Source organism: Pseudomonas iranensis, assembly GCF_014268585.2.
Classification (GTDB): Bacteria; Pseudomonadota; Gammaproteobacteria; order Pseudomonadales; family Pseudomonadaceae; genus Aquipseudomonas; species Aquipseudomonas iranensis.
Map to the genome: position 1 here is coordinate 4,414,948 of NZ_CP077092.1, position 24,021 is coordinate 4,438,968.

The following is a 24,021-nucleotide window of genomic DNA, read 5'->3' on the forward strand; positions in this document are numbered from 1 at the left end:
GCAAGGCATCGGAATGCGCTGAGGCCGGGGATCTGCACCCGGGCCATTCACCAATGAGAACGGATGGAGTGGGGAAATAATTAGTCGGCAGGCGCGACGTCCAGCGGGGCTGGGGTGCGGCGGCGTGTCGCAGTTGGCAAAACACATCGCCTTACAGCAATACCTCTCTTTCTCATTTGACAATCATTATCATTCAACATAATTTGTCGCTCGATGTGTAGGACGGCGCCGTCCCCCGAGGCCCTCCCACTAACCTATTGGCAGCAAGGTGATTTCCATGACGGAACAAGTATCCACAAGCAGGTGCGATTCACCGCTACTTCAGGCATTCGTCGACAATCGACTGATTCTGGTCAAGATTGCAGCCCGCATTACCGGTTGCAGGTCTCGTGCCGAAGATGTGGTTCAGGATGCGTTTTTCCGACTGCAATCGGCGCCGCCGATCACGTCGTCGATCAAGGCTCAGCTGAGCTACCTGTTCCAGATCGTGCGCAACCTCGCCATCGATCACTACCGCAAGCAGGCGCTCGAACAGAAATACTCAGGCCCGGAAGAGGAAGGCTTGAACGTGGTGATTCAGGGCGCTTCGCCGGAAACTTCGCACATCAACTTCTCGACCCTCGAACACATCGCCGATGCGCTGACCGAGCTGCCCAGCCGCACCCGTTATGCCTTCGAGATGTACCGCTTGCACGGCGTGCCGCAGAAAGACATCGCCAAGGAACTGGGCGTATCACCTACCCTGGTCAACTTCATGATTCGTGATGCGCTGGTGCACTGCCGCAAGGTCTCGGGCAGTCGGCGGGATGCGGTGATTGCGGGGCGTCGTTAGGATCCGGATTTTGCGTCAAGCCATTCGCGAGCAGGCTCGCTCCCACACTGGATTTGTGTCGTTCATCAAACCCTGTGGGAGCGAGCCTGCTCGCGAAAGCGACCTCAGTTTCAAACGAAAGCCGAGGCCGAACGCATCAGGCCAGCTTGCACCGATCAAAAAACCGCTCCCGCCCCAGAATCATCAGCGCCGCGCGCTTGTGCGGAAAATCGAATTCCTTCTCGCAGTGAAAGCATTGGTTGTGCATATGGCCGATCAACTTCGCGTTGTCGGCACGTGGCTCGGCGACCACGCGCTGGGTCCGTGGATCATCGAGAAACAGGTAATGCACCAGCGCCGATAACCAACTCGCCACTTTATGCGGGCCGCGATGACTTTCTTCGCCGACCAGCATGTGAATGCCACGGTCGTAATCGCCGGCATCGTAGAACGGCGCGATGCGATCTTCCTTGGCCCAGTAGGCTTCGAAATAAGCGAACGGCTGATCATCGAAACAGCCGATCAGGGTCAGCGTGTGCGGATCGGCATCGAGCTTGCCGAGGTATTCGCGATGCTGCTCAAGGCAGCCCTCCTCCTGCCAGAAACTCGCCACACGCGGGCTGTTCTGCCAGCGATTGAAGCGCGACAGATCTTCCTCGATTTCCAGCGTTCGCAAGGAAATCCACGCGCCGAGCCGCGCATCGAAACGCCGATAGACTTCACCGCGCGGCTTCACCGGTCGCAGCGGATGGCGCTTGCCGTGGCTGATGACCATTTGCTGCGGATAGCTGCCGGTCAGTGAAGTGCCCAGCCACGGCTGCGGCAGTTGCCAGAACAGCGTGCGCTCGCAGCGATACTCACCGGCGACTTCGGTATTGATCAGCAGACCACTGCGCAAGGCTTCGGTCGGCGGCTGATCGAGTTGCCAGGTCAATTGCTGGCACGCCGGGTCACGGGCGAACAGCCAATAACAGGCGGCCCACAAGGCTTGCCCGGGCGGCAGGGCAAAACGTTCATCAAGCTGGATCGGGCCATTGGCCTCGCGGTCCAGGCGCAGCCGAATCAGCGGTTGCCCGTCCAGGCTCAGGCTCAGTCGGCTCTCGGTGGCATCAGCGATCAATCGACTGCCCGAGGGCAACGCCAGGGCAGTCAGGTCATTCAGATTGGACATGGGTCGGGCTCACGTAATCGTCGACAGTTCAACGAAGTGACGTGAGCCGGGAGGGGAAATTTAAGCGCGAGATGCAAACAGCGCTTCAGTGATGCGGCACGGGCACCACGGCAATCTTGTAAGGCTCGAAAATCTTCAGCAATTCGCCATTGTCACGCAGACGCTGCAACAGATTGCCGAAGGCGTCGCCGGTGATCGGAGCGCTTGGCCGCAGAATCGCGTAATGGTGATAGATCTGATCGGTACGCTGCGAAGCCAACAGCTCATCGCGGACCTTCTCGTTGCGCAGCAGGTAATCGAACAGATAGGAGCGGGTCACCAAGGCAATGTCGGCGCGCCCGCGCAGGACCATCAGCAGGTTGCTGTCGTGGGAATAGGTCAGCGTGGCGTTGTAGTTGTGCGCGAGGAATTTCGGGTCGGCGTTGAAGTTGGCAAATTCGTAGTGATAACCGCTGAACAGCGCCAGACGTTTGCCCGACAGGCTCGAGAAGTAGTTTTGCTGGCGGCCGTCTTCGCGTTGCGCGACGAAAATCTCGGCGTCTTCCAGGCCCATGTCGACGTCATCATGGGGAATGTCCTTCCAGCCCCACTCGGGGTTCTCGAAGATCGCCATATCGATGCGGCCCTGCTTGAAATCACCGAAACGGCGCGGGATCGACGTCGGCACCAGGACGAACTGATAGTCGCTCTGCGAGCGGTTCAGCGCCTCGATCAATTGCGGCAACAGGCCGGTGTCGGCGCCGTTTTCCGGGCGAATCGTATAAGGCGGGAAATGCGCGGCGCCGACCCGGACCAATTGCGCTGACTGAGCGGGCAATACCCATAACGCAGCCAGCGCAGCGAGCATCAGCCCGGCGGCTGTCCGAATTGGCGAAGACTTCAAAACACCCCACTCCCCGAAAAAAATAGCGATCAATGCATTCAAGCTAGGCGGTTTCGCCGACTTAGCCAGTTTGTCGGCCGGTCCGACAACCGTTCAACGCGCTTCGAGGACCAGAATCAGCGCTTCATCGGCGAGCTGATCGAGGCTCAAACTGCCGCCGGCACGGAACCAGGTGGTGGTCCAGGACAGTGCGCCGGTAAGGAAACGTCGGGTAATAAAAACGTCGCCGCGAATGTAGCCGGCGTCCTTGGCCTCGCCCAGAACCTGCAACCAGATGTCTTCATAAACATCACGCAAAGCGAGCACTTTAGCCTGGCCGTCTTCGGACAATGAGCGCCATTCGTACACCAGCACCGCCATCGCCTCGCCACTGCCGCCCATGATCGACTGCAATTCGCAGCGAATCAGCGCCAGCACTTTCTCGCGCACGTCGCCGGCTTCGGCCAGGGCTGCGCGCATCAGCGCGGTGTTGTAGCGGATGGTTTCCTCCATCACCGCGCGGAGAATTTCATCCTTGCTTTTGAAGTGATGAAAAATGCTTCCCGACTGAATGCCCACAGCGCTGGCCAGATCACGCACCGTGGTGCGCTCGTAGCCTTTGTTGCGAAAAAGGTGAGCCGCCACTTGCAGCAATTTGCCGCGGGCGCTGTCCGGGTCGGTCAACTGGCCCTGGTCGACCAGTTCGCGCATGACCCGCAGGGCTTTTTGCTCGTCCACCCGTTCTCTCCTACAGTCGATCAGTGTGTTGCCCCCTGTAACCGCAGGGTTGCGCGCAATTTAAGCCGCGCGCGGGCACCAAGCAAGCGCTTGGGCAGAAGAATGTTTCGCCTGTTTACAAACCAAGCGCTTGCTTGGTAGCCTCCAGACACTTCTGTCGCAGGTCCCTGAGTCGGAGATAAAAATGCCAACCACCGTGCGAATCGGCTGCGCCAGTGCTTTTTGGGGCGACACTTCCACTGCTGCCGCCCAGCTTGTCTGCGGCGGAAACCTGGATTATCTGGTGTTCGATTATCTGGCCGAGATCACCATGTCGCTGATGGCCGGCGCGCGCCTGAAAGACCCGCAGGCCGGGTTCGCGGGTGACTTCGTTGAAGTGCTGGCGCCGCTGCTGACGCAACTGGCCGAACAGAACATCCGCGTGATCAGCAATGCCGGCGGGGTCAATCCGCAGGCTTGCGCGGCGGCCCTGCAAGCGGCCTGCGACCAGGCTGGGGTCCAGCTGAAGATCGCCGTGTTGCTCGGCGACGACTTGCAAGGACAACTCAAAAACCCCGCCGATATCCGCGAAATGTTCAGCGGCGCGCCGCTTCCGCGCATGTGCGTGTCGACCAACGCCTACCTCGGCGCGCCAGGGATTGTCGAAGCGTTGCGCCTGGGTGCCGACATTGTCATTACCGGCCGGGTGGTCGACAGCGCCGTAGTCAGCGCGGCGCTGGTCCACGAATTCGGTTGGTCGTGGCATGACTACGACAAACTCGCCCAGGCCGCGCTGGCCGGGCACATCATCGAATGCGGCGCGCAGTGCACCGGCGGTAATTTCACCGACTGGCGCGAGGTGCCGGATTACGAGCACATCGGTTTTCCGATCGTCGAGGTCAGCGCCGATGGCCAGTTCCTCGTCAGCAAACCCGAAGGCTCCGGCGGCCTGGTCACGCCGCTGACCGTTGGCGAGCAGATGCTCTACGAAATCGGCGATCCGCAGGCCTATCTGTTACCCGACGTGATCTGCGATTTCACTGAGGTCAAACTCCAGCAACAAGGCAAAAACGTCGTGCAGGTGCACGGTGCCAAAGGCCTGCCGCCCAGCGACAAATACAAAGTCAGCGCCACGTACCCGGACGGTTTTCGCTGCACCGCCAGTTGCCTGATGGCCGGCATCGACGCGGTGGACAAGGCGCGGCGGGTCAGTCAGGCGATCATTGACAAGACCGCCGAGATGTTCAGCCTGCGCGGCTGGGCGCCGTACAGCGAAACCCATGTCGAACTGCTCGGCAGCGAAGCCACCTACGGCCCACACGGCCAGCGCCGCGACAGCCGTGAAGTGGTGATCAAAATCGCCGTACGCCATCCTGACAAACGCGCGCTGGTGCTGTTTTCCAAAGAGATCGCCCAGGCCGCGACCGGTATGGCGCCGGGTTTGACCGGCATCGTCGGCGGACGTCCGACCGTGTACCCGGTCATCCGCCTGTTCTCATTTCTCGTCGATAAAAATGCCTGCACACTGCAGATCGACATGGCCGGTGAGCGCCATCCGTGCGCCCTCCCCGAACCAGTGGCCCTCGACAGCGCAGATTTGCCGCTCGCCCATCAGCCACCCAAACCCCAGGGCCGCGCCGATGCCAGTGTGCCGTTGGTGAAACTGGCGGTGGCGCGCTCCGGCGACAAGGGCAACCACAGCAACATCGGCGTGATGCCGCGCCATCCCGATTACCTGCCATGGATCGCCGAAGCGCTGACCCCTTCGGTGGTGGTCGACTGGATGCGCCACGTCCTCGATCCGCTTCTCGGGCGTGTCGAACGCTGGTATCTGCCCGGCACCCACAGCCTTAATTTTCTTTTGGAAAACGCCCTCGGCGGTGGCGGTGTCGCCAGTCTGCGCATCGACCCGCAAGGCAAAGCCTTCGCCCAGCAACTATTGGAAATCCAGATCCCGGTGCCGCAGAGCATCGCCGAACAGCTCGACTAGAGGATGGTGTGCATGGCTTACGCGTCGATTTTTCGCGCCGATCTGTTCAGCGGCCAGAACATGATTGTCACCGGTGGCGGCAGCGGCATCGGTCGCTGCACCGCCCATGAACTGGCGGCCCTTGGCGCCAATGTGTTGCTGGTCGGGCGCAAGCCGGAAAAACTCGAAAAGGTCGCCGCCGAAATCGCCGAGGACGGCGGCCGCGCGCACTGGAAGGCCTGCGATATCCGCGATGAAGAAGCGGTCAAGCAACTGGTCAAAGAGCTGATCGCCGAACACGGGCCGATCCACGGTCTGGTCAACAACGCCGGCGGCCAATACCCGTCGCCCTTGGCCTCGATCAATCAGAAGGGCTTTGAAACCGTGCTGCGGACCAATCTGGTCGGCGGCTTTCTGATGGCCCGCGAGGTGTTCAACCAGTCGATGAGCAAACACGGCGGCAGCATCGTCAACATGCTCGCCGACATGTGGGGCGGCATGCCCGGCATGGGCCACTCGGGCGCGGCGCGCTCGGGCATGGACAATTTCACCAAGACTGCCGCGTTCGAGTGGGGTTACGCCGGGGTCCGGGTCAACGCCGTGGCGCCGGGCTGGATCGCCTCCAGCGGCATGGACACTTACGAGGGCGCTTTCAAAGCAGTGATTCCGACCCTGCGCGAGCATGTGCCGCTCAAGCGTATCGGCACCGAATCGGAAGTCAGTGCGGCGATCGTGTTTCTGCTCAGCCCGGCGGCGGCATTCATCAGCGGCACCACGGTGAAAATCGACGGCGCCGCCAGCCTCGGCAGTCGCGCCTGGCCGCTGCACAAGGCCAGCCACAGCGAATCGTTCAATGGTTTTCACCGCGCGTATTTACCAGAAGTGTTGCGTCCCGACGTGCTCAAGGACGAGGAATAAGCCATGGCGCAGATTCAGTCGCAACTCGACCCGCACAGCGAAGCCTTCGCACGAAACCGCGCGGCCATGCTCGCCGCCATCGAGCAGGTGCAGCAGCTCGAACAGAACCTGTTGAACAAGGCCGCCGAAGCCAAAGACAAATTCAGCAAACGCGGGCAACTGTTGCCCCGCGAACGCCTGAACCTGTTGCTCGACCCCGGCGCGCCGTTCCTCGAACTGGCCAGCCTCGCCGGCTATAAATTGCACGACGACAAGGATGGCAGTTCGGCCGGTGGCGGGCTGATTGCCGGCATCGGTTATGTCTGCGGAATCCGCGCGATGGTGGTCGCCAACAACAGCGCGATCAAGGGCGGCACGATCTCGCCGAGCGGCCTGAAAAAATCCCTGCGCCTGCAACAGATCGCGCGGGAAAACAAACTGCCGATGATCACCCTCGCCGAAAGCGGCGGAGCCAATCTCAACTACGCGGCGGAGATTTTTGTCGAAGGCGCGCGCAGTTTCGCCAATCAGGCGCGCATGTCAGCGATGGGTTTGCCGCAGATCACCGTGGTACACGGCTCGGCCACCGCAGGCGGCGCCTATCAACCGGGGTTATCGGATTACGTAGTGGTGGTGCGCGGCAAGGCCAAGCTGTTTCTCGCCGGCCCGCCATTGCTTAAAGCGGCGACCGGCGAAGTGGCCACCGATGAAGAACTCGGTGGCGCCGAAATGCACGCGCAAGTCGCCGGCACTGCCGAATATCTCGCCGAAAACGACGCTGACGGCATACGCCAGGTCCGCGAGATCATGCGCATGCTGCCATGGAACGAGCAGCTGCCGTGGCTGCCGCAGCCGCAATTCAAAGAACCGCTTTACCCCATCGACGAACTGCTCGGGCTGATCCCCGACGATGCAAAAAAGCCCTACGACGTGCGCGAAATCATCGCGCGGATTGCCGATGAATCGGACTTTCTCGAGTTCAAAGGCGAGTTCGATCAGCAAACCATGTGTGGCCAGTTGAAAATCCAGGGCCGCGCCTGCGGCTTCATTGGCAACAACGGCCCGATCACCCCGCAAGGTGCGAGCAAGGCGGCGCAGTTCATCCAGTTGTGCGACCAGAGCCAGACGCCGCTGCTGTTTTTCCACAACACCACGGGTTTCATGGTCGGCACCGAATCGGAACAGCAAGGCGTGATCAAGCACGGCTCGAAACTGATCCAGGCGGTGGCCAACGCACGGGTGGCTAAACTGACCATCGTCGTCGGCGGTTCCTACGGCGCCGGCAACTACGCCATGTGCGGACGCGGGCTCGATCCGCGCTTCATCTTCGCCTGGCCCAACAGCCGCACAGCGGTGATGGGTGGCGCTCAGGCCGGCAAGGTCTTGCGCATCGTCACTGAGGCCAAACAGCTCAAGGACGGCATCGAGCCTGATCCGAAAATGCTCGACATGCTCGAACAGATGACCGCGCAGAAACTCGACAGCCAATCCACCGCACTGTACGGCAGCGCCAATCTGTGGGACGACGGCCTGATCGACCCGCGCGACACCCGCACCCTGCTCGGTTACTTGCTGGATATCTGCCACGAAGCCGACATGCGCACGCTGCAACCCAACAGCTTCGGCGTCAGCCGCTTCTGACCGCCACGGATCCTACGGAGAACAACAATGATCTTCACCCCGGAACACGAAGCCCTGCGCCGCACCGTCCGCCAGTTCGTCACGCACGAGATCAACCCGCACGTCGAAGAGTGGGAAAAGGCCGGGCGCTTTCCGATCCACGAGATTTTCCGCAAGGCCGGCGAACTGGGTTTGCTGGGCATTTCCAAGCCGGAAAAATTCGGCGGCATGGGCCTTGATTACAGCTATTCGATTGTCGCCGCTGAAGAGTTCGGCACCATTCATTGCGGCGGGATTCCGATGTCGATTGGCGTGCAGACCGACATGTGCACACCCGCCCTCGCCCGCTTCGGCTCCGACGAACTGCGCGAAGAGTTCCTCCGGCCGGCGATCACGGGCGAACAGGTCGGTTGCATCGGCGTCTCCGAAGTAGGTGCCGGTTCCGATGTCGCCGGGCTGAAAACCACGGCGCGCAAGGACGGCGACGACTACGTGATCAACGGCAGCAAAATGTGGATCACCAACTCGCCGAGCGCCGATTTCATCTGCCTGCTCGCCAACACTTCGGACGACAAGCCGCACATCAACAAGTCGCTGATCATGGTGCCGATGACCGCCCCGGGGATCAGCCTCAGTTCGCACCTGGACAAGCTCGGAATGCGCAGCTCGGAAACCGCGCAGGTGTTCTTCGACAACGTGCGCGTGCCGCAACGCAATCGCATCGGCCATGAAGGCGCGGGGTTCATGATGCAGATGCTGCAGTTCCAGGAAGAACGCCTGTTCGGCGCGGCGAACATGATCAAGGGCCTGGAATATTGCATCGACAGCACCATCGAGTACTGCAAGGAGCGCAAGACCTTCGGTAATGCGCTGATCGATAACCAAGTGATCCACTTCCGCCTCGCCGAATTGCAGACCGAAATCGAATGCCTGCGCGCGCTGGTCTATCAGGCCACCGAGCAGTACATCAAAGGCCAGGACGTCACGCGCCTGGCATCGATGGCCAAGCTCAAGGCCGGGCGTCTCGGCCGTGAAGTCAGCGACAGCTGCCTGCAATATTGGGGCGGCATGGGCTTCATGTGGGACAACCCGGTGGCCCGCGCCTATCGCGATGTGCGCCTGGTATCGATTGGCGGCGGCGCCGACGAAATCATGCTGGGGATCATCTGCAAACTGATGGGCATTCTGCCGGGGAAAAAGAAATGAGCCGCTTGCCCGATTGCCAGACGCTGTTGCTGGAACTGCATGGCGGCGTGCTGCACATCACCCTCAACCGCCCGGACAGCCGCAACGCGATGAGCCTGCAAATGGTCGCCGAACTGCGCGCGGTGCTGGCGGCGGTGCACGATGACCGCACAGTGCGGGCCTTGGTGCTCAGCGGTGCCGGCGGGCATTTTTGTGCCGGCGGCGACATCAAGGACATGGCCAGCGCACGGTCGCAGGGCGCAGACGCTTACCGCGAGTTGAACCGGGCGTTCGGTGCGTTACTGGAGGAAGCCCAGCACACGCCGCAGGTGCTGATCTGCGTGTTGCAAGGCGCCGTGCTCGGCGGCGGCTTCGGCCTGGCCTGCGTCAGCGATGTTGCGATTAGCGATCACAAGGCGCAGTTCGGTTTGCCGGAAACCAGCCTCGGCCTGATCCCGGCGCAAATCGCACCGTTTGTGGCGCAACGGATCGGCCTCACGGAAACCCGCCGGCTCGCGCTGACGGCGGCGCGTTTCGATGGCGCTGAGGCGCAGCGATTGGGGCTGGTGCATTTCGTTGAACAAGATGCGCAAGCGTTGGCCGAGCGACTGGATGAGGTCTTGCAACAGGTGCTGCGCTGCGCACCCGAAGCGAATGCGGTGACCAAAAAATTATTGCTGGCGAGTGCCGGACAGCCGTCCAGTGCATTGCTTGATGAGGCGGCGCAGTGGTTCAGCGCGGCGGTGACTGGAGACGAAGGAATCGAGGGGACCTTGGCATTCATGCAGAAACGCAAACCGGGGTGGGCCTGAAAAAGCATCGCGGGCAAGCCCGCTCCCACACGGATTCTCATTTGCTCAAATAACCTGTGGGAGCTGGCTTGCCAGCGATGAGGCCATCCCATTCACCGCTATCATTTCAGGAACCCCACCATGCCCACCCTCCACAAAATCCTGATCGCCAACCGCGGTGAAATCGCCTGCCGCATCCAGCGCACGGCGCAGGCGCTGGGTTATCGCACCGTCGCCGTTTTCAGCGACGCCGACGCCGATGCGCTACACGTACAAATGGCCGACCAAGCCGTGCACATCGGCCCGGCGCCGGTGCAGCAGTCGTACCTCAACATTGCGGCGATCCTCGACGCCGCCCGCCGCAGCGGCGCCGACGCGATTCACCCGGGCTACGGCTTCCTCTCGGAAAACGCCGATTTCGCCCGCGCCTGCGCCGAAGCCGGGCTGACTTTCATCGGCCCCAGCGTCGAAGCGATCGAACTGATGGGCAGCAAGCGCCTGTCGAAAATCGCCATGCTTGCCGCCGGCGTGCCGTGCATTGCCGGCTATCAAGGCGCAGCGCAGGACGACGCGACGCTGCTGGCCGAAGCCGAACGCATCGGCTATCCGCTGATGATCAAGGCCAGTGCCGGTGGCGGTGGACGTGGCATGCGCCTGGTGCACGAGGCCAGCGAACTGGCGGCGCAACTGCGCACCGCACGCTCCGAAGCAATGAACGGTTTCGGTAGCGACGAGTTGATTCTCGAGCAGGCCTTGATCGAACCGCGCCATGTCGAAGTGCAGCTGTTCGGCGACCAGCACGGCCATCTGGTCTATCTCGGCGAACGTGATTGCTCGATCCAGCGCCGCCATCAGAAAGTCATCGAAGAAGCGCCGTGCCCGGTGATGACCGCCGAGCTGCGCCAGGCCATGGGCGAAGCGGCGCTCAAGGCCGGGCGCGCGGTGGACTACGTCGGCGCCGGCACCGTGGAGTTCCTGCTCGACGCGCGCGGGCAGTTCTACTTTCTGGAAATGAACACCCGTCTGCAGGTCGAGCATCCGGTGACGGAAATGATCACCGGCCTCGATCTGGTCGCGTGGCAACTGCTGGTTGCCGAGGGCCAGCCGTTACCGCTGACGCAGGCACAGATTCGTCTCGACGGTCACGCCATGGAAGTGCGCCTCTACGCTGAAGATCCCGCTGCGGATTTTCTTCCGCAAACCGGCCGAATTGCCGCATGGCAACCGGCTTCGGATCACGGGGCGCGGATCGATCACGGTCTGCTTGAAGGCCAGTCGGTCAGCCCGTTCTACGACCCGCTGCTGGGCAAACTGATCGCCCACGGCGCAACCCGCGAAGAGGCGCGACGCAAATTGTTGCGGGCGGTGCAGGACACCGTGCTGCTTGGCGTGCAAAGCAACCAACGCTTGCTCGAAGGCCTGCTGCAACATCCGCAGTTCATCAGCGGCGACTTCAGCACCGCTTTTATCCAGGAACATTTTTCCAGCCATGCCAGCCTCAACACTTATGTGCCGACGACGGCGCAACTGGCGATTGCCGTGGCGTTGTTCTACCAGGCCAGCGCCCTGCCCCATAGCGCCCCATTGAATGGCTGGCGCAACAACGCCAGCGTGCCGCTGCACTATCGACTCGGCAGTGACGAGCAGAACTGGGCGCTATCAGTGCTGGCGCGCAAATCCGGCGAGTTGGTCGTGCAGGCTGGCGAAAGCACTGTGGTAGTGAAAATCATTGAGCACGCCGCGCAATCGATCACCATTGAACTCGACGGCCTGCGCCAACGTCACGCCTATCGTCTGCACGATCGGCAGCTGTGGCTGTTCACCCATCCGGGCAGCCTGCGCCTGGAGGATCGAACTCATGCGCCGATCGACAGTCAGACCAGCGTCGCCTCCGGCATCCTGAAAGCCCCGATGGACGGTGCCATTGTCGACGTGCTGGTCAGCGAGGGCAGTACGGTCAGCAAGGGTCAATTGCTGGTGGTGCTGGAGGCAATGAAAATGGAGCATCCGTTGAAGGCCGGCATCGATGGCGTGCTCAAACGGGTGCAAGTGAAGGTTGGCGATCAGGTAAAAAATCGTCAGGTTCTGTTGCAGGTCGAGTAGTCGCCCGGGCACAAGCGCGGGGTTTGACTACGCTCTGATAAATCAGAACGCGGAAATCAGGAACCCTGCGATGCCCCATTGGCTGGTCATAGATCTGGAAGCCACCACAGACGAGGGTGGCTGGCCGGTCACGGAAATGGAAATTATCGAGATCGGTGCGACCCTGGTCGACCGCGCCGGGCGCGAGCAGGATCACTTCCAGCGCTTCGTCAAACCGACCCGCCGGCCATTGCTGACGCCATTCTGTCGGGAGCTGACACACATCACCCAGGCCAACATCGATTCGGCGCAACCGCTGAGCGAGGTCTGGCCGGCCTTTGAGCGTTGGCTCGCGCAGCATCAAACCCGTCTGGAAGGCTGGGCCAGTTGGGGCGGTTACGATCGCCAGCAATTGCTGCAGGAGTGGCAACGCCTGAACATCGACAGCGGCCTGAGCAAAGTCCCGCACATGAACCTCAAGCAGCGCTTCGCCAAGGCCCGGCGCCTGGAACGACCGTTGGGGCTCAATGGCGCGCTGCAACTGGCGGGCATGCAGTTCAACGGCCAACAACATCGCGCGCTGGAAGATGCCCGCAATACCGCACGGTTATTGCCGCTGGTCCTGCCGCTTTAGGCGCGTGACGGCGCGAAAAGCCTTGTGCATACTGGCCGCCCCCTTTTAAGCCCTTTTCGAGGAATCCGCCCATGTTTAAAGTCAACGAGTACTTCGACGGCACCGTCAAGTCGATCGCCTTTGGCACCGCTGAAGGTCCGGCGACCATTGGCGTCATGGCCCCGGGCGAATACGAATTCGGCACCAGCCAGCGCGAGATCATGCATGTGGTTTCCGGCGCGCTGAGCGTAAAACTGCCAGACAGCAGCGACTGGGAAACCTTCGCCGCCGGCAGCCAGTTCAACGTCCCGGCCAACAGCAAGTTCCAGCTGAAGGTCGCGGTCGATACCGCTTACCTGTGCGAATACCGCGGCTGATCCCGCCGGTTTCACAGCGCAAAAAAATGCCCGCGTCCAAAAGACCCGGGCATTTTTCGTTTCAGGGAAACTCTATTCGAGAATTTCCACCGGCATGCCGACTTCCAGGCGCCCGTTGCCGTCATTGACCAGATTCTGCCCGAACATCGCGCCATCGGCGGTGCTGCGGTGTTTCTGCAACGTCGCGAACGGCTCACGATCGGTGCTGCGCTCACCGGTTTGCGGGTCGACGGTCGTCATGATGCAACGCGCACATGGCTTGACCACGCGGAATTCGATATCGCCGATGCGAATGCGTTTCCATTGGTCCTCGGCGTAAGGCGCGCTGCCTTCGATCACCAGATTCGGACGGAAGCGCAGCATCTCCAGCTCTCGCCCTACCGTTTCCGAGAGCGCCAGCCGCGAAGCTTCGCCGATCAGCAGCAATGGATAACCGTCGGCGAACGCCACTTGATCGTCGTCCTTGCCGAAACCCGACTGCGTGGTGCGTGCCCGCTCCAGCGGCATCTGCACCAGACGTGTCGGCTTGCCGAGGAAGTCGCTGATAAACCGCGCGGCTTGATCACCGGCGTCCGGCACCCGCAGGGTGTCACGCCAGATCGTCACACCGCGCAGCTCGGCGTCGGCAGCGGGCAGCGCGACTTCGATAGATCCCTGCTCGGGAGCGCTGAGGGTCAGACCGCCGCTGGCATTCCATAACGCCGACAACTGACTCATCCTCGCTTCGGCACGCTGGGTCAGAAAGCGCCCGCTGGCCTCGTCCACCAGCATCCAGCGTCGGTCGCCCGCCAGCCCGAGCTTGTCCAGCTCGATGCTTTGCAGGATTTCGCCCTTGCCGGATTTCAACGGGTAACGATAAAGCGCGCTCAGACGCAGCATGGCCAGCTTCCTTGGAGGAAAAACGCCACCCTATACGAGCTCGATCTGGAATCAAAGACCATGCTCACTTCTACAATGGGTGTGTGGTCAGGCCGGCACGGCGTCGAGCATCAGACGCTGGCGCACCACGTCGACCAGTTTGTCCGGCTGGAATTTGGAGAGGAAGTTGTCGCAACCGACCTTCTTCACCATCGAGTCGTTGAAACTGCCGGACAGCGAGGTGTGCAGTACGACGTACAGGCCACGCAGGCGAGGGTCGTTGCGGATCTCCGTGGTCAGGCGATAACCGTCCATTTCCGGCATTTCCGCGTCGGTGAAAATCATCAGCAGTTTGTCAGTCATGTGCACGCCGGTATCGGCCCAGGCCTTGAGCATGTTCAAGGCTTTCAGACCGTCGCTGGCAATGTGCATTTTCACCCCAAGCTGGCCGAGGGTATCGCGCAATTGCGATAGCGCTACGTTGGAGTCGTCCACCAACAACACTTCGCGGCCACGGGCGCGCTCCAGTACCGGGTCGTCGAGTTTCTCGCGCGAGACCTTGGCGTTGTACGGGACGATTTCAGCGAGGACTTTCTCGACGTCGATGATCTCCACCAGTTGATCGTCGACCTTGCTGATCGCGGTCAGATAATGCTGGCGGCCGGCACTGGTCGGCGGCGGCAGAATGGCTTCCCAGTTCATGTTGACGATGCGGTCGACACCGCCGACGAGGAAGGCCTGCACCGAACGGTTGTATTCGGTGACGATGATCGTGCTGTTCGGGCCCGGCACCAGCGGGCGCATACCGATTGCCTGGGACAGGTCGATCACCGGCAAGGTCTGTCCGCGCAGATTGACCACGCCGCAGACGAAAGGATGACGCTGCGGCATCAGGGTCAGCTTGGGCAGTTGCAGCACTTCCTGAACCTTGAACACGTTGATCGCGAACAGCTGGCGTCCGGCCAGGCGAAACATGAGGATTTCCAGGCGATTCTCACCCACCAGTTGCGTGCGTTGGTCTACCGTGTCGAGAATGCCGGCCATCAATGACTCCTGGGCTTGTTCTGATGAATTCACTATGGGGGTTTATCGGCTGCATTCAGCTAATCTTGATTGCTGTAAAGCGCGCCGCTAAAAATGCCACAAACGGCCATTGATGTCACACTGACATCATGCTTTACTGGCAATCGTGATTTCATCTGCTAGATTCATTGCGGCGCGACCTCGGTTTGCACGTTAGGTTCCCGCGCCTAAGGGATTCCCCTAGGATCAATCAGGCCCAACCTGATATTCGCCATTTCCAATAGCCATTACTGTGACGCCATTCTCATTGCATGAACGGAGTCAGGCTATTGTGTGCGATCGCAATTCAGTGGCAACCCACCCTCTGGAACCCCTCGGTCCGTGCACCTGCACCGCCGGGCGCGATCTGCCGACGATTCACGATCGTCGCCACACACGGCCATCCGTCAACCAACACGACGTGGTGGAGATGAACATGCCAATCGACCGTAAAGACTGGGCGCAACGCTTCCCCGAATTTCTGGTCGAGGCCGAAACGCTTCTCGCCAAGTCCGAAGAATGCCTGAGCCATCTGCAACTGATCAGCAATGACAAGGATGCCATCGACTGCATGCTCGGCACTCTGCTGAAGCTTGCTGGCCGCGCCGAAGCCTTGGCACTGGAAGCAATCTCCGAGTTTTCCCTGCACATCTACAGTCTGCTGAATCTGACCCAGGATCGCGTCGACCTGCACGAACAGGCCCTCGATGCCTTGCGAGACTGTTTCACCCTGATGGCATGGCAGCTTGAGCTGGTCGATCATAAAACCGGACAACTGAGTCTTGATGGCAGCGAGCAGACAGCCCTGCTTGAGGCCTTCGCGGCACAAATGGGCCAGGACACGTTCGAGCCGAAGATGATGAGCAAACGTTTGCTCTCTTCGCCCTTTACCGCGCATCAGGCTTAAGCCTGCAATCCGCGATATTGTCGCAAATGAATGCTTCGTACCTGAAAGCGACAATCCGGGGCAAATAATCTGCCCGACCAACGGCTGATTTCCAGATGCCGCCATCAGGGTTTTCCCTGTGTGCTCCCAGAGACACTTCCAGGCAAAATCGAAGTCGTCCAACTACAAGAACTCCAACTTTTTCCAATATGGAACTTGCGTCCACGATCCGGTATTTCCTGACTGAATGGACATATATAGTGACCGCGACCAACGGTATGTTAAGTGGTATTATGCCGCCGGTTAATTACCTGCCGTTTAATGGCACAGTGACTCCAGCGTTTCATTAGCAATGTTATTGCCGGTCAATGATTGCTTAACGAATGCGGTATGAATCAATAACATAATTGACAGTATTTCCACACAGAGATCCGCCAGTCACCGGTCGGTCTGCCCGCAGCGAACATCCATTGGCTCCATCCGTTATGTACGCCAGTCTGAAGTCACTCATTACATGGCCACCTTCTCGGGAAAACGCCCGGCGCTTCACACTTGTTCTGTGTGTTCTGGCGACCTTGGGCAGTCTGCTGGCGTATGTTGTTTCCGCACGCCTGCCCTTGGGATTGCTGGCACTCGACGTTGCCGCCACCGCGTGCGTCTGGGTGCAATATCGCTTGTCGCGCAAATCGATCAAGTTTCAGCCACAAGAGCTGGCTGATCGACTGCTGCAAGTCCAGGAAAACGAGCGCCATCGCCTCAGCCGTGAATTGCACGACGATATCGGCCAGTTGCTCACCGCCGCCAAGCTGCAAAGTGACTGGCTCAAACGCCGCCTGCCGGAAGATCTGCAGGAACAATGCAAGGTGCTCTGCGACACGCTGGATGAAACCCTGAACAAGGTACGGGACGTCTCGGCGATTCTCAATCCACGTCAATTGACCAGCCTGGGCCTTGAAGCCAGCCTGCGTGCGCACTTGCTCAAGACACTGGCCAACACGCCGGTCAACTGGAGTCTCGATTGCCAGCAACGGCTCAACGGCATTCCCGAGGAAATGGCCGTCGCGGCGTTTCGCATCGCCCAGGAAGCCGTGACCAACATCCTCCGGCACGCACAGGCAAAAAACCTGTTGATTCGGGTACAGCGATTGCCGCAAGGTCTGACGCTGTTGATCAGTGATGACGGCCTGGGTTTTGCTCCGGCGGCCGACCCGGCCAGAGAAGGCCAACGCGGCATGGCCGGAATGGCCGAGCGTATCGAACAACTGGGCGGCACATTGAGCGTTATCAGCGAGCCGGGCAAAGGCACTCGAATCGAAGCACTATTCCCGTGGGCGCCTCGGGCACTCGAACGGGCCAGTACGAATAAGGTTATGCGTTGACTTGTAACTTACTTCTGGTGGATGACCACTCGCTGATCAGAGCCGGCGTGCGCGCTCTGGTACTGGATATTCCCGGTTACGCGGTAATCGGCGAAGCCAGTGATGGTTCGCAATTGCTTGAAATGGTCGAGCAATTGAGCCCGGACATCGTATTGCTGGACATCTCGATGAGAGAAACCGGTGGCCTGGAAGCGCTGCAACGGCTCAAGCGCGTGCGGCCGCAGAGCAAAGTGCTGATTCTGTCGATGCACACCGATCCGGCGCTGATCATGCAGGCGCTGGAGTCCGGTGCCCATGGCTACCTGCTCAAGGACACCACGGCCACCGAGCTCGAGCACGCGCTGGAAGCCCTGCGCAACAACGAACGCTACCTCAGCCCGGCCATCGCTCATACGGTGATCAATCAGGCACTGACCCGAAACCAGAAAAGCCAGCCGGACATCGCCGATTCGCACAATCTGACCGCGCGCCAGCTGGAAATCCTTCGCCTGATCGTGCGCGGCAAATCGACCCGGGAAATTGCCAACGGTCTGGGCTTGAGCGTCAAGACCGTCGAAACCCACCGCGCGCAGATCATGAAACGCCTGCAAATCTACGACGTGGCGGGTCTGGTGCTGTTCGCCGTGCGTGAGCAGATCATCAGCCTTGATGACTGATTGACGGTTGTTGGCCCAATAACGGCGAGTCCTTCGGCAGATGCACCTGCAACGCTGCAGGTTTCGCAACAAATCGCAGACTGTCGCCTTCCAGCGGCTCGCCATCGAGATTGATGCTCAGCCCTTCGGCGACCTTGATCTCGACCCACGGCAAACGTGCCCGCACAAACATGTTGTCGAGGCCGAAGCCCTCGCTCAGCAGATTCTTCAGCGTGCCGACCAGCTCCTGCGGTGCCGGCAGAATGCTGATGTCCAGCAAACCATCGTCGACTCGCGCCTCGGGGCACAGCACATGGCCGCCACCCGCCTGCCGTCCGTTGCCGATGCCCAGTGCGAGCAGTTCACCCTGCCAATGAAAGTCCGGCCCCTGCAACTCGCCATAAGCGGCATGCAGCTCGCTGAACCGGGTCAAACCGGTGAACAGGTAGGCGGCACCGCCCAAGACCTTTTTCAAGTCTTCCGAAGTATTGGCGGTCACCTGGCTGCCGAATCCGCCGGTCGCCATGTTCAGGAAAATCTGCCCGCCCACTTCGCCCAGATCGATATCCGAGGGCTGAACATCCAGTAGCTCAAGGGCTTCAGCAGGCTCCAGGGAAATACCGGCGGCGCGGGAGAAATCGTTGGCGGTCCCCAGCGGCAACAACACAAGACTGGCTTTTTGCGGATGCTGAGCCAGCGCCTCGGCAATATCGCGCAACGTGCCATCACCGCCACCGGCGATGATTTTGCTGTAGCCGGCCGCCAACGCTTCCTCGACCAGACGCTGGGCGTCGCCAGCCTCCCAGGTCACTCGTACAGCCAGTTCCCAGCCTTGCTCACGCTTGGCTTCGACGGCAGCGCGGACATCTTCGTTGAGTGCCTGTTTGCCATGCAAGATCAGCAGTGCCCGGCGTTCACTCATAACGTCACTCCAAGAATTGAAATCGATTGAAACATCTTGACCACTGCGCGCGTTAAAAAAGCCGCAGGGATGGCAATTAATTGCTTTTCAAACGGCCAGCGTCCTACACAGCGGTATTTTTTCGTACGGAACAAGAGGAATCGGCTTAATTGACCCCGTCCGATCATTGGGTCACCGTGTGCCGGCAGTACCAACTTTCAACTCAATAACACAAGGATGTGCCGGTAATGAACGGATACCCTGCGATTCATTTCCATGAATCGAGCAATGGAATAATCAGCAAGCGTGCAGTTGCTACGACCAGCGAGTACTTCCATGCGCAACCATGAAACCAAGGCACCGGTGAGCCCGGTAGCCGCTCTCGCCGAAAGTCGTGCCAGCAAGAAACCAGACTTCTGTAACAGCGCCAAGACCCCTGGAGAGTTTGATATGGAACCCCGAGTCAGCGAGCTGGAGACTCACTTCAAATACATGCGCCGCGACATGGACGAAGTGCTCAATGATGTCCGGACGATCAAACACCGTCTGGCGTATTCGGCGGGTGCAACCGCTGTCATCCTGGGACTGCTGGGATGGGTGGCCAACAGTCGATTCGACCAGTTGGTGACACTGATCAGCAACTGACCGAATCAATCGTTGCACGCGCCGTGCTTAACAGCCGACGCGTGCATGGGCAAGACGGGTTACCCCAGCAGGTCACTGAGGGGAATGAAGCTCACTTCATCACCCTCGCTCAGCGTGCGGCCCTCTCGGACTTCCACTAACCCGTCGGCCCACGCGGCGCTGCGCAGCACACCCGAACTCTGGTTGCGGTAAATGATTGCGCGCCCCTGCTCCAAGCGCCCGCGCAAATATTCACGACGGTTGCCGGCCACCGGCCAGACAAAGCCTGCTGGCACTGCAAACTTGAGTGGTTCGACGGCTTGCACACCCAGGCGACGCAAAAGATAAGGCCGCGTCAGCAGGGCGAACGTCACCAGCGTCGAGGCGGGATTGCCGGGCAGGCCAATCACCGGCACGTTGCGAAAATGGCCGAAGGTCAACGGCTTCCCGGGCTTGATGGCCAGCTTCCACAGGGCCAACTCGCCTTCTTCACGCAGGGCAATGCCGAGGAAATCCGCCTCACCGACCGAGACACCGCCGGTAGACAGAATCAGATCGACATTTTGTAGCTCGCCCAACCGCGCCCGCGTGGTGGCCAGATCGTCCGGGAGAATTCCGCCATCGATCACTTCACAACCCAGACGCTGCAGCCAACTGCACAGAAGTACGCGATTGCTGTTGTAGATCTGGCCCGGGCCCAATGCCTGGCCGGGTTCAACCAGCTCGTCGCCGGTGGACAAAACAGCGACGCGAGGTTTGCGCACGACATTGAGGCCGGCACAGCCAAGCGAAGCAGCCAGGCCCTGCTCAATCGGTCCGAGCCGGGTGCCAGCTTGCAGCACCAATTCGCCGACCGTAGTTTCCTGGCCCTGCGGACGAATGTTCTGCCCGGCTTTCAAAAGCTCAAGAAAGCGCACTCGGCCGTCGGCCTGAACTTCAGCGTTTTCCTGCATCTCGACACAGTCGGCGCCCGGCGGCAACGGTGCCCCGGTGAAGATGCGTGCGCAGGTGCCTGGCTCCAAAGGTTGTGGAGATTGTCCGGCAAACACCTTTTGACTGACCGGCAGCGGCTCGCCCTGCCAACCCGCCAGGTTCAAGGCGTAGCCGTCCATGGCGCTGTTTGGCCACGGCGGCAGATCCAGCGTCGAGATGAGATCTTCCGCCAGCACCCGCCCTTCGACTTGAGCCAGCGGCAAGTGCTCGCGCTCGACAATGCGCGACGCATCGGCGATGGCCAGCAAACGCTCGAGCGCCGTTTCGACAGGCAGCAAACTGCCGGTCTTGCCCGGCTTACCCACGGGATTCACAAGGCGCCGCCTGCTTCAGATGGGTGACGAAGTTGCAGGGACGATGACGGGCGTCCAGTTGCTCAGCAAGAATGCCATCCCAGCCAGTGCGCACCGCATTGGTCGAACCCGGCAGGCAGCACACCAGCGTGCCGTTGGCCAGACCGGCCAGGGCACGGGACTGCACGGTCGAAGTGCCGATATCGGCTACGGAAATCTGGCGGAACAGTTCGCCAAAACCGTCGACCTGCTTGTCGAGCAGGCATGCCACCGCTTCCGGCGTGCTGTCACGCCCGGTGAAGCCGGTGCCGCCGGTGATCAACACAACCTGAACCACATCGTCGGCAATCCAGTTGGCGACTTGCGCGCGAATTTTGTAGAGATCATCTTTAAGCAAAACCCGCTCGGCCAGCGCGTGACCGGCCGCGATCAAGCGATCAACGAAGACCTGGCCGGAGGTATCGGTTTCCAGGGTTCGGGTGTCGCTGACAGTCAGCACCGCAATATTGAGCGGCACGAAAGGTACATCAGCCTTGGCTTTCATAGGCTCTTCCAGTTGTAGGGGAAACAGCCCGGTGTTATATCACAGCGGCTCATTTTTCCGCCGCCCCTCTGGAGAGTCGTCATGCCCTCGAACAGTCAATTGCCGCCCTGCTCCGTCCTGCTTCTGGCGGGTGGACGCGGCCAGCGCATGGGCGGTCAGGACAAGGGGCTTATCGAGTGGCTGGGCGAGCCTTTGATCGCGCATTTGCAGCGCAAGGTACGGCCGCTGACCGACGATCTGATCATCTCGTGCAACCGCAATCGCGAGCGCTATGCCACGTTCGCCGATCAGTTGGTGATGGATGATGAAGGCGATTTCCCCGGGCCGCTGGCCGGTATTCGTGCCGGGCTGAAAGCGGCGCGCCATGCGCATTTGCTGGTGTTGCCGTGTGATGTGCCGCGAATCGACAAGGCGTTGCTCGAAGACATGCTGAATACTGCCGATCAGCAACGTGAAAAACCTTTAATGCTGCGCCACGGCGAACATTGGGAACCGCTGCTGTGCGTGATTCCCGTGGCGCTGTTGCCGGCATTCGAAGCAGCCTGGGATGCAGGTGAACGCAGCCCGGGCCGGGTGATGCGCAGCCTCGGTGCCGTTGCATTGCAATGTCCTGACAACGACCCGCGACTGGCCAACCTCAACACCCCGGAATTGTTACATCTGCACAACACTGTGTCAGACTGACATTATCCAAGGAACTCTCACGCCTTGTTTACGTCTCAAGCTCAGTAACCAGAAGATTTCCCATTCGGAGACACACTCATGACTCAACGGACCCTCGCCACTTTCATGCTCGCACTGGGCCTGGCAACCCTCGCAGGTTGCTCCTCGCCAACAGTGATCACCTTGAATGACGGTCGCGAAATCCAGGCCGTCGACACCCCGAAATACGATGATGATTCGGGCTTCTACGAGTTCCAGCAGCTGGACGGCAAAGAGACCCGCATCAACAAGGATCAGGTTCGTACCGTTAAAGAGCTGTAAGGCTCCGCGTCGTTACCGGATACAGAAAAGCCCGCATTGTCATGCGGGCTTTTTCATGGGCGCTCGGAAAGCAGTTTCAGCATTACCACTGTAAGGTGATTTGACTCTCGAACTCCCGCAATTCACCGGTCACCGGGTCAGAGAAGCGCAGGCCCTGCGCAAGCAGCTTCAACGGGTTGGCGTAATCGTCCTCGACATCTTTCAACACCGTCGGATAAAACGGGTCGTTGCAAATACTTGCGCCCAGCGACGTCATGTGCACCCGCAACTGATGCTTCTTGCCCGTCACGGGGTAGAGGCCATAGCGCCACAGATCACCGTTTTTCTCACGCACCTCGACCGCCGTTTCGGTATTGCTGGCGCCAGGTCCTTCCTGCATGCGGAAAAACGGCTCGCCATCGACCAGGCGGCTCTTGTGCACCAAGGGGAAATTCAGCTCGGGCAACGCCGGGGCGATCGCTTCGTAGCGCTTGTCGATCTGCCGGGTCGGGAACAATGACTGATAGGCCGAGCGGGTTTGCGGGTTAGCCGAGAAGATCACCAGCCCTGCGGTGTGCCGGTCAATGCGGTGCAGCGGCACCAGATGCGGATTGTCCAGCCGACGGATCAGCCGGCGCAGCAGGGTTTGTTCGACATATTCCCCGGCCGGAGTTACTGGCAGAAAATGAGGTTTGTCGGCCACTACCAGATGTTCGTCAGCGTAGAGAATCGACTCGAGCACCGGGATCGGCTTTTCGTCCGGCACCTCACGAAAGTAATGAATGCGCAGCCCTTCCCTGTACGGCAAGTCCAGCGCAATCGGCTGACCCTGCGCATCCAGCACCCGCCCGCGAGCAATCCGGTCGAGCCATTGTTCGCGGCCGATGGCACTGAAGTGTTCGCACAGGCAATCGAGTACCGTCAGCCAGGAACCGGGCGGCAAATACAAGGTGCTGGCCTGATTGTGCGCAGCGGAAAATACGGGGCTGGTCATACGAAACAGAAATCCTCAATGCAGGCCGGCATTATCCAACAGTGAGGCAAAGCCACCTAGCGCAGTTTGATCAGGCCGGAATCGACTTGAGGGCGGCCGCTTCGGTGAACTCCTTCAGCCAGCGCAAGACATCGACCGCCTCCCAACGCCCCGGGTCGTACAACGCGTACAACAGGCCCTGATAACCGACCACATCCAGTTGCTTGTGATAACCGGCGCGCTGAAACAGGGCTTCGATCTCGGCAAAGCAGGTGTTGAAATGCAGCTTGTTGAACGGCGTCTTGCCTTCCGTGACCAGCCCGTCCAGGCGCAATTCGAGGACGGCCTCGCGCACCACGTCCACCGACATCCGGTTAACGCTGCTCTTCAACTGTTCGACATTGACCACGGTTCATCCCTCTGACTCGATTGCTGTATGGACATACAGTAACCGAAGAATTCAGCGAGCGCCAACGCAAGGATGTATCGCTGCGACCAGCGGAAGGATCAAGGCAAAATCAACAGCCTAAAAATGCCACTACCTGGTCGCCACTGAACGGCCAATCCAGCTCAGCGCCAGTGTCGACCCGCCGCAGTACCGGGATGCGCAAGCTGTATTTTTCGAACCACGATTCGTCTTCGGCGATGTCCACCAATTCAACCAGCAGACCATGCTCGACGAAGGGCATCAGCTCGGCTTCGGCGACTTCACACAGGTGACACCCGAGGGTGCCGAACAGCTGACATTCAGGAGGCATGACGGCATTACCGGAAAACAAGTGAGCCCATTCTAGGACGCCACTAAACCCTCGTCG

The 24,021-nt window shown here is 60.2% G+C and carries 26 protein-coding genes; 15 read left to right on the forward strand and 11 right to left on the reverse strand.

What is annotated here, in order from left to right; genetic code table 11:
• Nucleotides 1–277 precede the first annotated feature (277 nt).
• Nucleotides 278–832 (forward strand): RNA polymerase factor sigma-70, encoded by a 555-nt coding sequence (locus tag HU724_RS19775; RefSeq protein ID WP_008088195.1) that lies wholly within the window; start codon nt 278–280, stop codon nt 830–832.
• 136 nt (nt 833–968) lie between these two features.
• On the opposite strand, the gene HU724_RS19780 is transcribed toward HU724_RS19775, so the two are convergent.
• From HU724_RS19780 to HU724_RS19790, 3 genes are all read right to left on the reverse strand, one after another.
• Nucleotides 969–1,982 carry a GNAT family N-acetyltransferase gene (locus HU724_RS19780; RefSeq protein ID WP_186567914.1) on the reverse strand — a complete coding sequence of 338 codons (1,014 nt, stop codon included), beginning with the start codon at nt 1,980–1,982 and terminating at the stop codon, nt 969–971.
• Between the two features lie 85 nt (nt 1,983–2,067).
• Nucleotides 2,068–2,865, reverse strand: a complete 798-nt coding sequence (locus tag HU724_RS19785) for a substrate-binding periplasmic protein (protein WP_130912581.1) — start codon at nt 2,863–2,865, stop codon at nt 2,068–2,070.
• Between the two features lie 93 nt (nt 2,866–2,958).
• A complete protein-coding gene (locus HU724_RS19790; RefSeq protein ID WP_016770820.1) occupies nt 2,959–3,582 on the reverse strand; it encodes a TetR/AcrR family transcriptional regulator in 624 nt (207 codons plus the stop codon).
• Nucleotides 3,583–3,766: 184 nt separating this feature from the next.
• Between HU724_RS19790 and HU724_RS19795 the strand changes: the two genes are divergently transcribed.
• The 8 genes from HU724_RS19795 to ppnP all read left to right on the forward strand — a co-directional run bounded on the left by HU724_RS19795 (nt 3,767) and on the right by ppnP (nt 13,095).
• Nucleotides 3,767–5,551, forward strand: a complete 1,785-nt coding sequence (locus tag HU724_RS19795) for an acyclic terpene utilization AtuA family protein (RefSeq protein WP_186567912.1) — start codon at nt 3,767–3,769, stop codon at nt 5,549–5,551.
• A gap of 12 nt (nt 5,552–5,563) precedes the next feature.
• A complete protein-coding gene (locus tag HU724_RS19800; RefSeq protein ID WP_186567910.1) occupies nt 5,564–6,448 on the forward strand; it encodes an SDR family oxidoreductase in 885 nt (294 codons plus the stop codon).
• Nucleotides 6,449–6,451: 3 nt separating this feature from the next.
• Nucleotides 6,452–8,068 (forward strand): geranyl-CoA carboxylase subunit beta, encoded by a 1,617-nt coding sequence (gene atuC / locus HU724_RS19805; RefSeq protein ID WP_186567908.1) that lies wholly within the window; start codon nt 6,452–6,454, stop codon nt 8,066–8,068.
• Nucleotides 8,069–8,095: 27 nt separating this feature from the next.
• On the forward strand, nt 8,096–9,253 hold the full coding sequence (atuD, locus tag HU724_RS19810) for a citronellyl-CoA dehydrogenase (RefSeq protein WP_186567907.1): 1,158 nt from the start codon (nt 8,096–8,098) through the stop codon (nt 9,251–9,253).
• Nucleotides 9,250–10,044 (forward strand): enoyl-CoA hydratase/isomerase family protein, encoded by a 795-nt coding sequence (locus HU724_RS19815; protein WP_186567905.1) that lies wholly within the window; start codon nt 9,250–9,252, stop codon nt 10,042–10,044. The genes atuD and HU724_RS19815 overlap by 4 nt, the downstream gene beginning before the upstream one ends.
• A gap of 120 nt (nt 10,045–10,164) precedes the next feature.
• Nucleotides 10,165–12,126, forward strand: a complete 1,962-nt coding sequence (locus HU724_RS19820) for an acetyl-CoA carboxylase biotin carboxylase subunit (protein ID WP_186567903.1) — start codon at nt 10,165–10,167, stop codon at nt 12,124–12,126.
• Nucleotides 12,127–12,196: 70 nt separating this feature from the next.
• A complete protein-coding gene (locus tag HU724_RS19825) occupies nt 12,197–12,739 on the forward strand; it encodes a 3'-5' exonuclease (RefSeq protein WP_016770826.1) in 543 nt (180 codons plus the stop codon).
• Between the two features lie 71 nt (nt 12,740–12,810).
• Entirely contained in the window at nt 12,811–13,095 is a 285-nt protein-coding gene (gene ppnP / locus HU724_RS19830) for a pyrimidine/purine nucleoside phosphorylase (protein WP_039759849.1), read from the forward strand.
• A gap of 72 nt (nt 13,096–13,167) precedes the next feature.
• Here ppnP and HU724_RS19835 read toward each other — a convergent pair whose 3' ends face one another.
• Both HU724_RS19835 and HU724_RS19840 read right to left on the reverse strand, forming a co-directional pair.
• Nucleotides 13,168–13,974 carry an MOSC domain-containing protein gene (locus tag HU724_RS19835; protein ID WP_186567901.1) on the reverse strand — a complete coding sequence of 269 codons (807 nt, stop codon included), beginning with the start codon at nt 13,972–13,974 and terminating at the stop codon, nt 13,168–13,170.
• Nucleotides 13,975–14,061: 87 nt separating this feature from the next.
• On the reverse strand, nt 14,062–14,997 hold the full coding sequence (locus HU724_RS19840) for a chemotaxis protein CheV (protein ID WP_016770829.1): 936 nt from the start codon (nt 14,995–14,997) through the stop codon (nt 14,062–14,064).
• 454 nt (nt 14,998–15,451) lie between these two features.
• Here HU724_RS19840 and HU724_RS19845 point away from each other — a divergent pair, with 454 nt between their 5' ends.
• The 3 genes from HU724_RS19845 to HU724_RS19855 all read left to right on the forward strand — a co-directional run bounded on the left by HU724_RS19845 (nt 15,452) and on the right by HU724_RS19855 (nt 17,936).
• Nucleotides 15,452–15,922 (forward strand): hypothetical protein, encoded by a 471-nt coding sequence (locus tag HU724_RS19845; protein ID WP_186567899.1) that lies wholly within the window; start codon nt 15,452–15,454, stop codon nt 15,920–15,922.
• Nucleotides 15,923–16,386: 464 nt separating this feature from the next.
• The gene (locus HU724_RS19850) at nt 16,387–17,280 is read left to right on the forward strand and encodes a sensor histidine kinase (RefSeq protein ID WP_071173101.1); all 894 of its coding nucleotides are present in this window, start codon (nt 16,387–16,389) and stop codon (nt 17,278–17,280) included.
• Nucleotides 17,277–17,936, forward strand: coding sequence for a response regulator (locus HU724_RS19855; protein ID WP_041478445.1), 660 nt, complete (start codon nt 17,277–17,279; stop codon nt 17,934–17,936). Before HU724_RS19850 ends, HU724_RS19855 begins: the two co-directional genes overlap by 4 nt.
• Here the strand turns inward: HU724_RS19855 and yegS are convergent.
• Nucleotides 17,920–18,837, reverse strand: a complete 918-nt coding sequence (yegS, locus tag HU724_RS19860; RefSeq protein WP_016770833.1) for a lipid kinase YegS — start codon at nt 18,835–18,837, stop codon at nt 17,920–17,922. The two genes, HU724_RS19855 and yegS, sit on opposite strands and share 17 nt — an antisense overlap.
• 315 nt (nt 18,838–19,152) lie before the next feature.
• Between yegS and HU724_RS19865 the strand changes: the two genes are divergently transcribed.
• Nucleotides 19,153–19,461 carry a hypothetical protein gene (locus HU724_RS19865; protein WP_016770834.1) on the forward strand — a complete coding sequence of 103 codons (309 nt, stop codon included), beginning with the start codon at nt 19,153–19,155 and terminating at the stop codon, nt 19,459–19,461.
• A gap of 59 nt (nt 19,462–19,520) precedes the next feature.
• Here the strand turns inward: HU724_RS19865 and HU724_RS19870 are convergent, their stop codons facing one another.
• Together HU724_RS19870 and moaB are read right to left on the reverse strand one after the other, a co-directional pair.
• A complete protein-coding gene (locus HU724_RS19870) occupies nt 19,521–20,747 on the reverse strand; it encodes a molybdopterin molybdotransferase MoeA (RefSeq protein WP_186567897.1) in 1,227 nt (408 codons plus the stop codon).
• Complete coding sequence (gene moaB, locus HU724_RS19875; RefSeq protein WP_016770598.1) at nt 20,731–21,270, reverse strand: molybdenum cofactor biosynthesis protein B; 540 nt, start codon at nt 21,268–21,270, stop codon at nt 20,731–20,733. The genes HU724_RS19870 and moaB overlap by 17 nt, the downstream gene beginning before the upstream one ends.
• Nucleotides 21,271–21,351: 81 nt before the next feature.
• Between moaB and mobA the strand changes: the two genes are divergently transcribed.
• Both mobA and HU724_RS19885 read left to right on the forward strand, forming a co-directional pair.
• Nucleotides 21,352–21,954 (forward strand): molybdenum cofactor guanylyltransferase MobA, encoded by a 603-nt coding sequence (mobA, locus tag HU724_RS19880; protein WP_186567895.1) that lies wholly within the window; start codon nt 21,352–21,354, stop codon nt 21,952–21,954.
• Nucleotides 21,955–22,032: 78 nt separating this feature from the next.
• A complete protein-coding gene (locus HU724_RS19885; RefSeq protein ID WP_016770600.1) occupies nt 22,033–22,254 on the forward strand; it encodes a YgdI/YgdR family lipoprotein in 222 nt (73 codons plus the stop codon).
• An 82-nt stretch (nt 22,255–22,336) separates the two neighbouring features.
• Here the strand turns inward: HU724_RS19885 and HU724_RS19890 are convergent, their stop codons facing one another.
• The 3 genes from HU724_RS19890 to HU724_RS19900 form a co-directional block, all read right to left on the reverse strand.
• On the reverse strand, nt 22,337–23,227 hold the full coding sequence (locus HU724_RS19890) for a pseudouridine synthase (RefSeq protein WP_186567893.1): 891 nt from the start codon (nt 23,225–23,227) through the stop codon (nt 22,337–22,339).
• 70 nt (nt 23,228–23,297) lie between these two features.
• On the reverse strand, nt 23,298–23,615 hold the full coding sequence (locus HU724_RS19895) for a hypothetical protein (protein WP_016770837.1): 318 nt from the start codon (nt 23,613–23,615) through the stop codon (nt 23,298–23,300).
• 109 nt (nt 23,616–23,724) lie between these two features.
• Nucleotides 23,725–23,964 carry a glutaredoxin family protein gene (locus HU724_RS19900; protein ID WP_122707244.1) on the reverse strand — a complete coding sequence of 80 codons (240 nt, stop codon included), beginning with the start codon at nt 23,962–23,964 and terminating at the stop codon, nt 23,725–23,727.
• Nucleotides 23,965–24,021: the final 57 nt, after the last annotated feature.